Source organism: Georhizobium sp. MAB10, from assembly GCF_045012825.1.
Classification (GTDB): Bacteria; Pseudomonadota; Alphaproteobacteria; order Rhizobiales; family Rhizobiaceae; genus Georhizobium; species Georhizobium profundi.
The window spans coordinates 3585284-3600621 of sequence record NZ_CP118314.1; the positions used below are offsets into that span (position 1 = coordinate 3585284).

Genomic DNA, 15338 nt, shown 5'->3' on the forward strand with positions numbered 1-15338 from the left:
TCAGTCCACCGCCCGCGGGAAAAGCCCGCGCGGCTTGACGAGCAGCACCAGCAGGAAGGCGACGTGGCCTGCCAGGATCTGCCATTCCGGATTGATCGCCGCACCCATCGTCTGCGCGACGCCGATGATGACGCCGCCCGCCAGCGTACCCCAGAGCGAGCCGAGCCCCCCGATGATGACGGCCTCGAAGGCGTAGATGAGGCGCGCCGGCCCGATCGATGGATCGAAGTTCGCCCGCATGCCGAGATAGAGCGCGGCGATCGTGACGATGACCAGAGCGATGCCGGTCGCCTGCGCGAAGATGCGCGACGGGCGGATGCCCATGAGGCTTGCCGTCGTCGCATCGTCCGACGTCGCGCGGAAGGCGCGGCCGAGCGCGGTGCGGTAAAATATCTGGTTGAGGACGACGATCACCAGGACCGCCGAGGCGAAGGTTAGGAGCGGCATCACGCCGATGTTGAGGCCGGCGACCTGCAGCGAGGCGGTGCCGATGTCGCCCGGCGGCAGCCGGCGCGTGTCGGCCGAGAAAGCCTCCTGCATCGCGTTCTGGAGCACGACCGAGATGCCGAAGGTGACGAGCAGCGGCGGCAGGATGTCCTCGCCGAGCACGCGGTTCAGCACCACGCGCTGCAGCACGTAACCGATCGCGAACATCAGCGGCAGCGCGATGGCGACCGCAAGAAACGGAGAGATGCCGAGCACCGAGACGATGACGAGAATGAGATAAGCGGCCAGCACGATCAGATCGCCATGGGCGAGATTGACCAGTCGCATGATGCCGAAAACAAGGCTGAGGCCCGCAGCGAAGAGCGCATAAAGTCCGCCCAGCAGTACGCCTTGCACGATGGTGTCGAGCCAGTTCATGCGTGCTGCACCCCGAAATAGGCGGCGTGGATCGCCTCACGCGTCAGCTCCTCGGGGCGGCCGGACAACGTCACCCGGCCTTCCATCATGCAATAGACGCGGTCAGCAACTTTCAGCGCCTGGCCGATATCCTGCTCGACGACGATCATCGAGGCACCGGTTTCACGGATGAGCGGCACGGCCTTGTAGATGTCCTTGATCACGACCGGAGCCAGCCCAAGCGAAATCTCGTCGCAAAGAAGCACGTCCGGGTTGGCCATCAGCGCGCGCCCGATCGCGACCATCTGCTGCTGGCCACCAGACAGCGCCGTGCCGGGATTGCGACGGCGCTCGGCGAGGATCGGGAAGAGCGCGTAGATGCGTTCCAGCGTCCAGTAGCCGGAGCCCTTGCGAACCTGGCCGCCGATGAGGAGGTTTTCCTCAACGCTCAAGGAGGGGAATAGCCGCCTGCCCTCCGGCACCATGGAGATGCCGCGTTTCATCACTTCGTCGGCCGGCAGCGCGCCGATCTCCTCGCCGCGCAGGCGCACGGAGGCCGGTGCGTTGCGCAGGACGCCGGAGATGGAGCGCATAAGCGTCGTCTTGCCGGCGCCGTTCGCGCCGATGATGGCGACGCACTCGCCCTCCCCCAGTTCGATATCGACTCCGAAAAGCGCCTGGAACTGGCCGTAATGGGCGGTGAGACCGTGGGTGGAGAGAAGTGCCATCAGACCTCGATCCCCAGATAGATTTCGCGCACTTCGGCCGACGCCATGATCGCCTCCGGCTTGCCGATGCCGATGACCTTGCCGAAATGCAGCACCAGCAGGCGCTCCACGACCGAATTCAGCGCATGGAGCACGTGCTCGATCCAGATGATGGTGACGCCCTGCGCGTGGATCGCCTTGATCGTCTCCACGAGCTCACCGCATTCGCCTTCCGTCAGGCCGCCAGCGATCTCGTCGAGGAGAAGGAGCTTCGGATCGGTCGCGAGCGCGCGGGCGAGCTCAAGACGCTTGCGCTCCAGAAGCGAGAGCGAGCCCGCAACGGTGTTGGCCTTGGCGAGCAGGCCCGTCTTGCGCAGCACCTCGGCGCAATCCTGCGCTACGTCGGCCTCCGACCGGTTGCGCCCGAAGGCACCGGCGACCAGCAGGTTTTCGAACACCGTCAGCTTGGAAAAGGGCTGCGGAATCTGGAAGGAGCGGCCCATGCCGGCGATGCAGCGGCGCATGGCCGGCGTCTTCGTAACATCTTCGCCCAGGAAGCGGATCGTGCCGCTGTCGGGCGCGATGTTGCCGGCAATCAGGTTGAAGAGCGTGGACTTGCCCGCGCCATTCGGCCCGATAATGCCCAAGGCTTCGCCTTCCGCGACGTCGAAGGTGACGCCGTCGGCAACGGTGAGCGCGCCGAAGCTTCGATTGACCCTGTCGAGCGAGATGAGTGCCATGATGCCTTTCCGGCCTGATGCCCGGACGCACGATGCGTCCGGGCATCTGCAATTCAGCCGATCGCTTCCATCGTGCCGGCGGTCGGAATGTCGGTCTGGCCTGTGTTGTCGACGATGACGAGGTCGTAACCGCCACCATCGCGCAGGCGCCACTGACCACCGACGAGTGGCGTCTTCGATACGTTCGCCTGGGCAAAGGGCGGCAGGCCCGCGCCATCGAAAGCAATACGGCCAACGATCGTCTGCAGGTCGGATGCGGCGATGGCCTCGGCTACCGCATCGCGATCGGTGACATCGCTCGTCCGGCCCATCGCGTCGACGGCAAGTTCCAGGAGCGCATGGACGAAGCCGATCGGCTGGGTCCACTGGCGGCTGGTCGCTTCCGTATAGGCGGCCGCGACCTCACCTGCGGACAGGCCGTTCAGCGAGGACTTGAACGGATGGTTCGGCGACCACCAGACTTCCGAGGACAGATTGTGACCGGCATCGCCCAGCGCTTCTACGGCCTGCGGGAAGAGGATCGCCTTGCCGATCGAGGCCGCCTTCGGGTTGAAGCCCTGCTGGCGCGCCTGCGTCCAGAAGGTCGTGAAATCCGGTGGGATCGGCACGCCGGTGACGATCTCGACATTGCCCTGCCGGAACGCGTTGATCTGCGCGGAGAAATCGTCCGTCAAATTCTGGTAGCGGCCCGGATCGATGAGGGTGAAGCCTTGGCTTGCCAGCACCGGCGGGAATCCGTTCTGCGCATCGCCCCAGGCATTGCCGTCACCGTCGTTCGGGAACAGGCCGCCAACGGCCTTGTTGGTTTCAAGCTGGTTCCACATGGCGGTGAAGACGGAAATGACGTCTTCCAGACCCCAGAAAAAGTGGAAGCCGTAGTCGAAAGGTCGCCAGCTGTCCGGCGCGCCGGGATTGCCCTGCTGGCCGATGAACCAGGGCTGCCAGGGCGCGACGGTCGAGATGACCGGGATGCCTTCTGCTTCAGCCGTGGTCGTCACCGGGTTCGTCGTTTCCGGCGTGGAGGCAACCAGCATCAGGTCGACCTCATCGGAGATAATCAGTTCCTGGGCGACTTCCGCCGCGCGGTTCGGGTTCGACTGCGAGTCGCGTACGATGATCTCGAAATCAGCGGCGGCCGCGCTTTCTGCGAAGTTCGCGAGGATGAAATTGTCAGCCTCGGCAAAAGCGGCAAGCGGGCCGGTCTGCGGGCTCACATAGCCGAGCTTGATGCGCGCTCCCTGCGCGATTGCGGGCATGGGAAAGCTGCTTGCAGCGGCAAGAAGACCGGTCGTGGCCGAGGCCTTCAACAATGTGCGACGCGTAATCATGGTTTTGGTTCTCCTCCCAAAAATGACTTGCCAAAGATGTTCGGTCAGAAAGCAGGCGGGTCTCCTGCCCAGGCAGCCTCCAGCAATTTCAAGATCTCGTCGCGGCTCACGGGCTGCGGGTTCCAGTAGGGCTTGGCCGCAGCGAGATCAGCGGCGCGCGGGAGATCGACCTCCTTCATGCCAATCTCGCGCAGGCCAAGCGGTGCACCGAGCGACTTGGCAAAATCATAGAGCGCCTGCCCCGGTCTATCGCCGCCGAAGATGCGCGACACGGGTTCAAGCTCGCTACCCGCGGCGCGCGCGTTGAAGCCAATCGCGTGGGCCAGCACGACGGCGTGCGTTTCGGCGTGCGGGAGATCGAACGAACCGCCAAGCGTGTGGCAAAGCTTGTGATGCAGCGCCATGCCGACCTGGCCGAGCACGGTGCCGCAGAGCCAGGCGCCGTAAAGCGTCGCCCCGCGCGCTTCGAGATCGTGCGGGTTGCGCATGACGTCGGGCAGCGACGCCGCGAAGGCTTCGAGCCCTTCGATCGCCATCAGCGTCGAGACCGGGTTGCGGTTTTGCGCATAGAGACCTTCGACAGCATGGGCCATCGCATTGAGCGCGCTCGTCACCGTCATCGCAACGGGCAGGCTGCGCACCAGCTCGGCATCGTAAAGCACGACTTCAGGCCGCACCTTGGGATCGATGATGGTGGTCTTCTCGCCCTTTTCCGTCTGGCCCAAGATCGCCGTGACCTCGGAACCAGCATAGGTGGTGGGGATCACGATCTGCGGCAGGTCGGTGCGCAGTGCGATCGCTTTGCCGAGACCGGTCGTCGAGCCGCCGCCGATCGCCACGATGCAATCCGCGCGTACCTCACGTGCGTGCTGCACGGCTTCTTCGGTGATCGCGACCGGCGTGTGCATGGCCGCTTTGGTGAAGACGCCGACCGCCGCATCGCCGATTTCCTGCGCCATCTCCATGGCCGCATCCGCCTGCGGCGGAGTCGAGAGCACCAGTGCGCGCGAGCAGCCAAGACGAGCGATTTCCTCACCCGTGCACCGACGGACACCCGGCGCAAAGCGCACGCGCACCGGCTGGCCCTCGAAAGCGAATTCTGGCTGGAAATGCATTCTGATCCTCCTGCGCCGGTCCTCCAACCAGCACATGAGAAGACATTAGCGTAAACTACATACCAGCTTGATCAGTTTGCCGGTACATAACATAACTCCTTGCTATGAAACTTGACCCTCGTCATCTCGAAATCATCGCTGCCATTGTCGATCAGGGCGGCCTGACCGAGGGCGCAACAGCGCTTGGGCGCACCCAACCCAGCGTCTCGCGCACCGTCGCGATGCTGGAACAGCGCATCGGTGCGCCGCTCTTCGAAAAGGGACGCCGGCCGCTCGTACCAACCGAACTCTGCCAGGCACTTGCCGTCGAGGGCCGCAAGATCGGCGGGGCGGGCAAAACCGCATCCGCCATCGTCGGCACCTACAAGGCCGGGCACCGCGGCATCGTGCGCATTGGAGGAACGCCCGTCTTCATGGATGGGGTGGTGTCATCAATCATTGCAGAATTCCAGCGCGCATCGCCGCAGGTGCGGATCGAGCAATCCTATGCCTATGCAGCCGAGCTGATGTCTCAGCTCGATGCCGGCACGTTGGATCTCGCCGTCTGTCCACTGAACCCCGCCGCAATTCCTGCCGGATTTTCATTCCAGCCGGTCCTGCCGGGCCGCAATGTCATCGCCTGCGGCATCAACCATCCGCTGCTGATGAAGCGGCCGTTGCGCTTGACCGACATTGCTCCCTATGCGTGGATCGCCCCGCCCGCGTCGAGCCCGCTTTACCAAGACATGCGCCATGTGCTGGGCGAGATCGGCGTCACGGATTTCAAGATTTCATTTTCGGGTGGGTCGTTGGCATCGATCACCAACATCCTCTCGCAGTCGGACGTTCTAACCGTCCTGCCTTATTCCGTGGTGTTCATGGCACGTCGGCAAAAAATGTTGGCTGCACTGTCTGTGCGGATCGGACATCCGGAACGCAGCCTTGGGATACTGACGAACGGCGATATGGAGGTGCGGCCTCCAATTCGGCGCTTCACGCGTTTCGTCGAAAGCGAGTTTCGAAACCTTGCCCAGCTGATCATGCAGCAGGAGCAGAATTCGCTCTGGCGAAGTTGACGGTCCGAGCTTTACGGCCGGCCCGTCAACCTCTGCATCAGCACTGACGGCGCGGGCCGCCACCATAGGGCTGATAGGAATTGTCGGAGACGCGATAGGAACGGTAGCGGCTCTGGCAATCGCGGATGTGGCTTGCACTCAGACCACCGGCCATCCCTGAGACGCTTGCCGATTGAACAGCCGCGTCGCCGGATCGGTCGCCGACATGCTCCTCGGCATAGGGCGATACGCATGTCTGCTCACCACCGCTATACGGCCGGTAGGTGTTCGTTTCTTCGCGATAGGAGCGGTAGCGATTGGCGCACCAGGCAACGTGTGCAGCGGGCAGTGCGGTCGGCTCGGATTGCTCAAGCTCGACGTCGCCCGAAAGGCTCGCCACTTCCAAGTTTCCGTCGGAACTGCTGCTATCGAGCCCCGGTGCATTGGCATCCGTCATCGTGCCGGTGCTGGCCATTGCCATCATTATTTCGTCGGGAGCCGCAACCGGGTCGCCTATCCGCTCGTAATCCTGAGAAGCTGTGTCGACGCGACGCGGCTCTATGGCCCAGATTTCTGCAACGTCACCCGCACGGGCAGGTTCGGCAACTGGATCAACTGCGAGGAAATAGGTTGCGACGGCGAGACCACCAACAAACATGCCGAGCGAAACAGTAAATCCTCCGAGTATCGCGAGTAGATTTTTCATGGCGCATTCCCCATCAGTTTTCTGGTGAATGCACGCCAAGCGGGTCCGTTCCGAAATTTCTGCACCAATTTTCGATCAGGCAAAGTGCGCTGCTGTAGGGCGCAATCCGGCTCTTTGCACGGTGACGGTGGAAATTCGATCAACCGACTGATCGGCCTGGCACCTCGCAGCGTAATGCGGCCATGCAGACAGGTTCAGTCAACCCTCCTTTCCATGACTATCAAAGCCGCCTCGTCGCTGTCGGGCTGACGGCTGCCGGCGGGTTGCCTTTTGCGGGGGGACTCTTGGATGTGCTGATCGGCAACAGCGCATGGCTGATGACGGTGCAGATTTACGGTGCGGTCATCGCATCATTCGTTTCGGGCATCCACTGGGGCGCGGCGCTGTTCGCTACGCCGCGCATGGCACCGTCGCTGCTCGTGGCCAGCAATGTCACGGCGTTGCTGGCGTGGATCGGAGCCCTCGCCGCGCCCGGGCTGGGCTTCATTATCCTGTCAGCCGTCTTCATCACCCTGCTTCTGATCGACCGGCTGCTTTACCGCGACGGCATATTGCCTTCCTGGTTCTTCCGGCTTCGCGTCGCCATTACCGCTGCCGTCGCCACGGCCTGCATTCTGCTTGGAGTGACTGCATGAAACGCATCGCCATCGTTGGTGCCGGCATCGGCGGGCTGACGCTCGCCCATGCCCTCAAGGAGCATTTCGACATTACCGTCTTCGAAAAAGGACGCGGTGCCGGCGGTAGGATGTCGACGCGGCGGGAAGACAAATACGCATTCGACCATGGGGCGCAGTCCTTCACCGTTCGAACCCGGGCATTCGCCGACTGGCTCGAGCGGCTGCGTCACCGCAATCTGGTCGATGAGTGGCGAGGACCACTGGTGACGGTTTCCCACGGCAAGGTGCTCGGACCGCGCCAGTCGAACGAACCTCACTATGTTGCAGTGCCGGGCATGAATGCCATCGCCAAGGCGCTGGCCGATGGTGTCGACCTCAAAAGCGGCGTCGATGTCGCGCCGATCACCTCGAAGAGTGGTCCTCACACCCTTGTCGATATGGAGGGAACAGCGCTCGGCGACTTCGACCTCGTGGTCTCGGCTTCCGTTGCCCGCCACGCCCGCATGCTTTTCCCGGCAGCAGGCAAGGACGCGCCTTTCATGACGGACGTCGCCATGCGACCATGCCATGCCTTGATGGTGGCCTTCGACCAACCATGGACTGAGGACTGGATCGCAGCGCGCATCATCCATGGCCCGCTCGACTGGTTGTCCGTCGACAGCACCAAGCCCGGCCGAGACCGTTCGGTCACCACGCTCGTAGCCCAGACGAAAAGCGACTGGTCGCGGTACCACGTCGACATCGCCGCCCCCAATCTTGCGCCGCTGCTCTATGCGGCTCTCAAGGCTTCGCTGCCCTTCGATCTTTTGGAGCCGGCGCTTCTGAAGGCGCATCGTTGGGGTGCCGCCTTCACCGAAACGCGGCAGCGCAGCGGTCCATGGCTCAATACCACGCAAGGCTTGGCAGCCACCGGTGACTGGACGGCGACGAACCGGATCGAGGACATCTGCCTCTCGGCCTTGGCGCTCGCCGAGCGGATCAAGGCCGCCTGACCATCAACGATTGGCCCCCGCCAGGCCATCTGGTCACTCGGCGCCGCCGCGTCTATCTTCGCAGCCAATGGGTAGCCCATGCTGGGAGAAGACATGACTGCAGATCCGATCGTGATCGTTTCACTGGCACGCACGCCGATGGGTGGCTTCCAGGGTGAGCTTGCAAGAGTTGCCGCACCGGCGCTCGGCGCGACTGCCATCCGTGCGGCCGTCGAACGTGCAGGCCTGGAGCCTGCGGACATCGACGAGGTGCTGATGGGCAACGTTCTGTCAGCCGGCGTCGGCCAGGCGCCGGCGCGCCAGGCGGCGATCGGCGCTGGACTTCCGGAAAGCACGCCGGCAACCACGATCAGCAAGGTCTGTGGGTCCGGCATGAAAAGCGTGATGCTCGGGCACGATCTGGTTGTCGCCGGAAGCGCGAACATCGTGGTCGCGGGCGGCATGGAGAGCATGTCGAACGCGCCCTACCTGCTCGACAAGGCGCGCAGCGGCTACCGGCTCGGGCATGGCCGCATGGTCGACCACATGTTTCTGGACGGCCTGGAAGATGCCTATGACAAGGGCCGGCTGATGGGGACCTTCGCCGAGGATACGGCGGAGCACTATCAGTTCACCCGCAAGGCACAGGACGACTACGCGCTCGCGTCGCTGGAACGGGCGCAGGCTGCCATCCTGGCCGGGCGCTTCGACGGCGAGATCGTGCCGGTCGAGACGAAAGCGGGCAGCGTTGAGGTCGACGAGCAGCCCGGCAAGGCCCGACCCGACAAGATCCCGTCGCTCAAGCCGGCCTTCCGCAGCGATGGAACCGTAACCGCTGCCAATTCATCCTCGATTTCGGATGGTGGCGCGGCGCTCGTCTTGATGAGGCAGACCGAGGCAGAGAAGCGTGGCATCGCGCCGCTTGCGGTCATCGTCGGCCACGCGGGCCACGCACGCCAGCCTCAATGGTTCACGACAGCACCCGTCGGCGCCGTGCAATCGCTGCTCGACAAGATCGGCTGGCAGACCGGCGATGTCGATCTCTACGAGATCAACGAAGCCTTCGCCGTAGTCGCCTTAGCAGCGATTCACGAGCTCGACCTCCCACACGAGAAGGTCAACATCCATGGCGGCGCCTGCGCTCTTGGGCACCCGATCGGCGCGTCCGGTGCGCGCATTCTCGTCACCTTGCTGGCCGCCCTCCAGACCCACGATCTAAAAAAGGGCGTGGCGACGCTCTGCATCGGCGGCGGCGAGGCAACGGCAATCGCGGTAGAGCGCGTTTCCTGATCGATCATGGTTACTGCCAGCTAAACGGGCGCACGCCGCATGTTGCAGCTTTGCAGCTTTTGAAGCAAATCGCGTCCGCATGGGTTCAAACCCATTGCATTTGAGCCCGATCCAGCAACATTGTTGCTCATCAGCTTGGGGGCTGGGCAGAGAGGCTGGGGGCGTCTTTGCTGAGGGTCGAGCCGGCAGGAAACGTCAAGTGACGCGATCTGTCGGCTCCCTTCCCGCAAAAAATGCATCGAGATTATCCAGCGCACGATAGCCCATCGCATCACGCGTCTCGAATGTCGCCGAGCCGATATGAGGCAGCAGGAACACGTTGTCCAAGGCCGCAATCTCGGGGTTGCCGCCCGGTTCGTCCTTGAAAACGTCCAGTCCGGCCGCGAACAATTTACCTGATTTCAGCGCCTCGACGAGCGCGCGCTCATCGACCAGCGCGCCACGTGCCGTATTGACCAGGATCGCGCCGTCCGGCAGCAGTGCCAACCGTTCAGCGTTGATCAGATCGATGCTTTCAGGCGTCGTCGGGCAATGCAGCGAAAGCACGTCGGCCACGGCCAGCAACGATTCCACGCTGTCGTGGAAGATCGCTCCCTTTTCCAGCTCGGCTGGCAGCCGGCGGCGATTGTGGTAGTGGATCTCCATGCCGAAGCCACGGGCGCGCTCGGCAGCCACCTGCCCCACGCGCCCCATGCCGAGCACGGCAAAACGCTTGCCGGTGACCTGACGCCCCACCATGAAAGCCGGCGACCAGAAATTCCATTTGCCTTCACGCACCATGCGGTTGCCTTCCGCGCCACGCCGCGCGGCTCCCAGCATGCACAGCATCGCGATCTCCGCCGTTGCGTCTGACAACACGTCGGGCGTGTTCGTGACGACGATTCCGCGCGTCTTCGCTGCCTTCAGGTCGACGTGATCGGTCCCGACGGAATGGTTCGCGATGATCTTCAGGCGATCGGGCAGTTGCGCCAGCACATCGGCATCGAACCGTTCCGAATGGCAGGGCAGCACCGCGTCCACGCTCTGGCAATGCTCGAGCAGTTCCTCGCGCGAGAAGACGTGGTCGTCCGCGTTGAGCTTAACGTCGTAGTCACGCGCGGCACGTTCGAGCACGGCATCGGTCAACCGCCGCGTGATGATGAGCGATGGCTTGCTCACCGGGCGCGATTGGAAGGCTTGAAGAAATCGTAGACGGCCAAAATCAAGGTGAAGACGATGAGAATACCGAGATCCAGACGCGGCACTTCAAACAGCAAGATGCCCAGAAAGGCGCAAAGCGCGACGATCGCTATGAGTGCCACCAGCTTGCTCATGAACTTCTTTCCCTTTTCTTCGACATCAGGCAGCATCCGCCTGTTTGACGTGCTCGACAAGCCAGCGCGCGGTCCTGAGCAGCCTGCCGTCTCCATCGCGTGGTCCAACCAGTTGCAGGCCCATCGGTAGGCCGTTGCCGGCGGCAAAGATCGGTATGCTGACCGCAGGTGTGCCGCAAAGCGTCCACACGCTGTTGAAAATCGGACTTCCCGTCGTTTCAAAGCCCTTCGGCGCGGGGCCAGTGGCCGCCGGCATGATCATGGCGTCGCACCGTTCGAAGATTTCGCCGAGCGCACCGTTCAACAGCGCTGTCCAATCGAGCGCGGCGATGTAGTCGCGCGCTGGCAGCGATTTGCCCTCGCTCATCAGCGTCTTCACGGAAGCCGGAAGGTCATCCCCACCGCGCTTTTCATAGGGGTAATACCATTTGGCCATTTCGGCGGCGTAGATCGTGCGGTGTTGCTGGAGCGCTTCTTCGAATGCCCTCGGGAGCGCGACTTCAAAACACTGCTCGCCCAGGAACTCGACAAGCTCGAGCACCGCCTCCTGCATTTCCGGCTCAGCCTGATCCCAGCCAAACGGCCGGACGAAGGCGAAGACCGGCTTTAGTGGCGGCTTGGCACTGGCTGTCTCGTAAAGGCGCGGCGAAGGGATCGGGCTTGTCGCAGGATCGAGAGGATCGTGACCCGCCAGCACATCGGCGAGCAAGGCGGCATCTTCGACCGAATGGCCGTAAACTCCGATTGTATCGAGCGTTGGTGCAGACCGCAGGACGCCGGTACGCGGCACCATGCCGAAAGTCGGCTTGAACGCGGTGACGCCGCAATAGGAGCCGGGCCGGATGATCGAGCCACCGGTTTGCGTACCGACCGACAGCGGAATCATGTTGGCGGCAACGGCTGCGGCGGATCCGGATGACGAACCGCCGGGCGTGTGTTCCGAATTGTGCGGGTTGGTCGTCTTGGCAGAGTTCAGGAAGGCAAGTTCGGTCGTGACCGTCTTGCCCATGATGACGGCGCCCGCCTGCTTCAGGCGCGCGACGATGAAGGCATCCTCCCGCGGAACCCGCCCACGATCAAGCGCCGTGCCGTTTTCCGTAGGGATCTTGGCCGTGTCGATGATGTCCTTCAGGCCAACCGGCAAGCCGTGAAGCGGCCCGATGGGACGCCCTTGTTTTCGCTTCAGATCGAGAGCTTCGGCTTGCTTCAAGACGTAATCGGAGTCGAGCCAGGCCCAAGCCTGAACCTCCGGCTCACGCGCCGCAATTATTTCGAGGCAGGCAGAAGCCAGATCGACGGCCCGCAGAGCTCCGCTTGCCAGCCGATCTCGCAGGGCAACTGCTCCCAAAGCAATCAATGCTTCGGGAGCTGCTTTACGCTTAACCATAGACGAGACCCGGCAGCCAGAACACGATTTGCGGGAAGACGTAGACCAGCACCATCGCGATGATGACCATCACGAGATATGGCATGCATCCCTTGAAGATCTCCGTCAGCTTCACTTGAGCAGGCGCTATGCCTTTCAAGTAATAGGCGGACATGGCCATCGGTGGTGTCAAGAACGACGTCTGCAGGTTCAGAGCCACGAGAACGCCGAAGAAGAGTGGGTCCACGCCGAACTGATCCAGCAACGGCAGGAAGATCGGAACGAAGATGATGATGATCTCCGACCACTCCAGCGGCCAACCCAAAAGGAAGATGATGAGCTGCGCCAGGATGAGGAAGGTGACGGGGCTCAGGTCCAGACCTTCGACGAAGTGAGCGATCAGGTTTTCACCGCCGAGATAGGAGAACACCGACGAGAAGGTGTAGGAGCCGACGAATAGCCAGCAGACCATCGCCGTCGTACGGACGGTGAGGTAGACGGACTCCCGCAGTCTCTGCCATGTGAGCGCACGGTAGACGACGGCTAGGAATAGGCCACCCAGCGCACCGATGGACGCCGCTTCCGTTGGCGTTGCAAGGCCGAAAAGGATCGAGCCCAAGACCGAGAGGATGAGAAACGCCAGCGGCACGAACGACGTGAACACCATGACCAGAAGCTTGCCGAGCGGCACTTCCGGAATTTCACCGGGTGCAGGTTTCGGCGCGACATGCGGCTGGGCGATCGACCGGCTGACGACGTAGATCAGGTAAAGGCCCGTGAGCAGCAGACCAGGCAGAAGCGCGGCTGCATAAAGACGGACGATCGAGACACCAGATGCCGCCGCATAGACGATCAGCATGATCGATGGCGGAATAAGGATGCCGAGCGTTCCACCGGCGCAGATGATGCCCGATGCGAAGGAGTGGTCATAGCGGGCGCGCAACATGGCAGGCAGTGCGAGCAGGCCCATCAGCGTGACAACGGCGCCGACGATGCCCGTTGCAGTCGCGAAGAACATGCAGGTGATGAGCGCCGCGACGCCCAGCGACCCTGGAATATTCTTGGCTGCGATGTTCAGCGTGGTGAACAGCCGCTCGACGATATTCGCGCGCTCGACGATGTAGCCCATGAACAGGAACAGCGGGATCGCCGTGAGAACCTCGTTCGACATGACCGTATAAGTCTGGTTGACGAAGAGGTCGAAGATCCGGTTCGTGAAGAACCCGTCTATCCATAAGCGTATCTGCTCGAAGATGCTCGCATCTTCCGCAAGGCGATTATAGGTGCGCCACATGCGGGACGGATCGAAATAGGCGTAGTAGCCAAATCCGATGCCCATCGCCATAAGCGTGAAGGCGATTGGAAATCCAAGAAACACCAGGAAAATAAAAATTCCCAGCATCGCGATTGCAATTTGGGGGTCGGTCATCGAGCCGCTCCATCGGGGCCAACGCTTGGCGTTTTATCGACCGAAGTGAGATTCGGATTGGTTTCACGCGCGAGGAGTTGTTCGGTTTCCATCACGTCTTCTTCTGGCTCGCGCCAGTAGCCTTCCCGTCGGCACAGGATGCAACGGCAGACCTGAGCGATACCCTGAATGAACAGAAGGATGCCGGCTGCAACGATGATGGTCTTGAACCGATAGATCGGAATGCCGGCCGGGCTGTTGATGCTGACCTCACCATAGCTCCACGAGCGGGAGGCGTACTTCCAGCCTGCGAGAATGAGCGCCAGGATGCCCGGGAAAAAGAACAGGAAGTAGAGAACGAGCTCGACGGTCGCCTGAGTCTTGGGCGTCCATGTCCGGTAGACGAAGTCGCCTCGCACGTGACCGCCACGGGACAGGGTATAGGCCCCGCCCATCATGAACAACGCGCCATACATGATGAAAGACACGTCAAAGGCCCAGGGCGTCGGGCTGTTGAACATGTATCGAACGAGAACTTCGTAGCCCATGCCGAATGACATCATGATGATCAGCCAGCCGAATGCCTTGCCGAACCATGCAGATAACGCATCGGCGAAATTGATGAACCGAACCATGGGATTCCCCGGAAGGTGGGTTGAAGAAGCCCGGCAAGGTGCGAACACGATGCCGGGCTTCGATATCTTCAAGATTGCATTGAATTAGATGGCGAGCTTGCCTGGGAAGTAATGATCGTAGGCCAGACGATAGTCCGGCGCGTTCATCAGTTCGTAGTACGTGACGCGCTCGACCCAATCGCGCTGGCTCTGCAGAACGCGCGCGATGAACTCATCGGTCTCAAGCTGCTCTTCGATGACCCGATCCCAGCCATCGAGCTGCGCCTGAAGGATTTCGCTCGAGGTGCGGTGAACGGTGACGCCGCCGGTCTGCAGTTCGGCAAGGTCGCGCGAATAGTTGTCGAGCGCCTTGGCGGTGTTGGCGGTGGCCGATGCCTCGACCGCGTACTGAAGGATCGCCCGCAGATCCTCGTCGAGATCTTCGAAGAACGGACGGTTGATGATGAACTCGAACTGCTCTGCTGCCTGGTGGTAGGAGGCGAGATAGTAATTTTTAGCAACATCCTGAGCGCCGAAGCGACGGTCAGACGTCGGGTTGTTGAATTCGAACGCGTCGATAACGCCACGCTCCATGGCGGGAACGATTTCGCCGCCCGGAAGCTGGGCAACACTCATCCCCATTCCCTGAAGCAGGTCAGCAGCAAGACCGACGGTGCGGTACTTGAAGCCCTGGATATCGGCGACGGTGTTCACTTCTTCCTTGAACCAACCGAACGGCTGCGCCGGCATCGGCATTCCGAGGAAGCCAACCACGTCGAGACCAAGAATGTCCTGCGTCAGCTCACGATAGAGTTCGTCGCCACCGCCGGCGTAGAACCAGGACAGCAGCGTGGTCGGATTGCCGCCGAGAACCGGGCCCGTTCCGAACATGGAAGCACCCTTGTGCTTGCCGTACCAGTAGGCCGAAACCGAGTGTGCCATGTCGATGACACCGTCGGAAACGCCGTCCATCACCTGGAAGGCGCCGACCACCGCGCCGGCAGGCAGAAGGTCGATCGAGAGACGACCACCGGACATGGCCTCGACGCGATCGGCGTAGTCCTGGGCCATTTCCTGCCAGATGTCCGAGGATGGCCACGAGGTCTGCATGCGGACAACGAGCGGCGCCTGCGCGAGCACGGCCGGCGCAGCGAGCGTTGAACCGGCAGCTGCACCACCGATGACCGCAGTGCCCTTAAGGAACCGACGGCGCGATACCGTCTTTGAATCTGTTGAAGTCATTTCTCTCTCCCATTGAAGCAAGCAAGCTGTTCACGTTGTTCTTC

General features: G+C 62.2%; 16 protein-coding genes. 4 read left to right on the forward strand and 12 right to left on the reverse strand.

The features are described 5' to 3' along the window. From PU133_RS17170 to PU133_RS17190, 5 genes are read right to left on the reverse strand one after another with little or no spacing between them, the layout of a single operon-like run. Positions 1 to 864, reverse strand: a complete 864-nt coding sequence (locus PU133_RS17170) for a branched-chain amino acid ABC transporter permease (protein WP_404862674.1) — start codon at positions 862 to 864, stop codon at positions 1 to 3. After that, positions 861 to 1571, reverse strand: coding sequence for an ABC transporter ATP-binding protein (locus PU133_RS17175; protein ID WP_404862675.1), 711 nt, complete (start codon positions 1569 to 1571; stop codon positions 861 to 863). The genes PU133_RS17170 and PU133_RS17175 overlap by 4 nt, the downstream gene beginning before the upstream one ends. Further along, complete coding sequence (locus tag PU133_RS17180) at positions 1571 to 2290, reverse strand: ABC transporter ATP-binding protein (protein ID WP_404862676.1); 720 nt, start codon at positions 2288 to 2290, stop codon at positions 1571 to 1573. Before PU133_RS17180 ends, PU133_RS17175 begins: the two co-directional genes overlap by 1 nt. A 53-nt stretch (positions 2291 to 2343) precedes the next feature. Beyond that, positions 2344 to 3618, reverse strand: coding sequence for an ABC transporter substrate-binding protein (locus PU133_RS17185; protein WP_404862677.1), 1275 nt, complete (start codon positions 3616 to 3618; stop codon positions 2344 to 2346). Positions 3619 to 3662: 44 nt separating this feature from the next. After that, positions 3663 to 4733 carry a maleylacetate reductase gene (locus tag PU133_RS17190; RefSeq protein WP_404862678.1) on the reverse strand — a complete coding sequence of 357 codons (1071 nt, stop codon included), beginning with the start codon at positions 4731 to 4733 and terminating at the stop codon, positions 3663 to 3665. A 104-nt stretch (positions 4734 to 4837) separates the two neighbouring features. Here PU133_RS17190 and PU133_RS17195 point away from each other — a divergent pair, with 104 nt between their 5' ends. Then, positions 4838 to 5788 (forward strand): LysR family transcriptional regulator, encoded by a 951-nt coding sequence (locus tag PU133_RS17195; RefSeq protein ID WP_404862679.1) that lies wholly within the window; start codon positions 4838 to 4840, stop codon positions 5786 to 5788. Positions 5789 to 5825: 37 nt separating this feature from the next. Here PU133_RS17195 and PU133_RS17200 read toward each other — a convergent pair whose 3' ends face one another. Next, positions 5826 to 6473 (reverse strand): BA14K family protein, encoded by a 648-nt coding sequence (locus tag PU133_RS17200; protein WP_404862680.1) that lies wholly within the window; start codon positions 6471 to 6473, stop codon positions 5826 to 5828. 182 nt (positions 6474 to 6655) lie between these two features. Between PU133_RS17200 and PU133_RS17205 the strand changes: the two genes are divergently transcribed. The 3 genes from PU133_RS17205 (at position 6656) to PU133_RS17215 (ending at position 9351) form a co-directional block, all read left to right on the forward strand. Continuing rightward, positions 6656 to 7108, forward strand: coding sequence for a DUF3429 domain-containing protein (locus PU133_RS17205; protein WP_404862681.1), 453 nt, complete (start codon positions 6656 to 6658; stop codon positions 7106 to 7108). Then, positions 7105 to 8082 carry an NAD(P)/FAD-dependent oxidoreductase gene (locus tag PU133_RS17210; protein WP_404862682.1) on the forward strand — a complete coding sequence of 326 codons (978 nt, stop codon included), beginning with the start codon at positions 7105 to 7107 and terminating at the stop codon, positions 8080 to 8082. Before PU133_RS17205 ends, PU133_RS17210 begins: the two co-directional genes overlap by 4 nt. Before the next feature lie 93 nt (positions 8083 to 8175). Further along, a complete protein-coding gene (locus PU133_RS17215) occupies positions 8176 to 9351 on the forward strand; it encodes an acetyl-CoA C-acyltransferase (protein WP_404862683.1) in 1176 nt (391 codons plus the stop codon). A gap of 195 nt (positions 9352 to 9546) precedes the next feature. Here PU133_RS17215 and PU133_RS17220 read toward each other — a convergent pair whose 3' ends face one another. The 6 genes from PU133_RS17220 to PU133_RS17245 form a co-directional block, all read right to left on the reverse strand. After that, positions 9547 to 10509, reverse strand: a complete 963-nt coding sequence (locus PU133_RS17220; RefSeq protein WP_404862684.1) for a 2-hydroxyacid dehydrogenase — start codon at positions 10507 to 10509, stop codon at positions 9547 to 9549. Beyond that, positions 10506 to 10664 (reverse strand): hypothetical protein, encoded by a 159-nt coding sequence (locus PU133_RS17225; RefSeq protein ID WP_164527952.1) that lies wholly within the window; start codon positions 10662 to 10664, stop codon positions 10506 to 10508. Before PU133_RS17225 ends, PU133_RS17220 begins: the two co-directional genes overlap by 4 nt. Before the next feature lie 25 nt (positions 10665 to 10689). Then, positions 10690 to 12012 (reverse strand): amidase, encoded by a 1323-nt coding sequence (locus PU133_RS17230; protein WP_404862685.1) that lies wholly within the window; start codon positions 12010 to 12012, stop codon positions 10690 to 10692. Positions 12013 to 12043: 31 nt separating this feature from the next. Further along, positions 12044 to 13459, reverse strand: a complete 1416-nt coding sequence (locus tag PU133_RS17235; RefSeq protein ID WP_126011538.1) for a TRAP transporter large permease subunit — start codon at positions 13457 to 13459, stop codon at positions 12044 to 12046. Continuing rightward, entirely contained in the window at positions 13456 to 14073 is a 618-nt protein-coding gene (locus PU133_RS17240; protein ID WP_404862686.1) for a TRAP transporter small permease subunit, read from the reverse strand. Before PU133_RS17240 ends, PU133_RS17235 begins: the two co-directional genes overlap by 4 nt. Before the next feature lie 84 nt (positions 14074 to 14157). After that, positions 14158 to 15294, reverse strand: coding sequence for a TRAP transporter substrate-binding protein (locus PU133_RS17245; RefSeq protein WP_404862687.1), 1137 nt, complete (start codon positions 15292 to 15294; stop codon positions 14158 to 14160). Positions 15295 to 15338 lie beyond the last annotated feature (44 nt).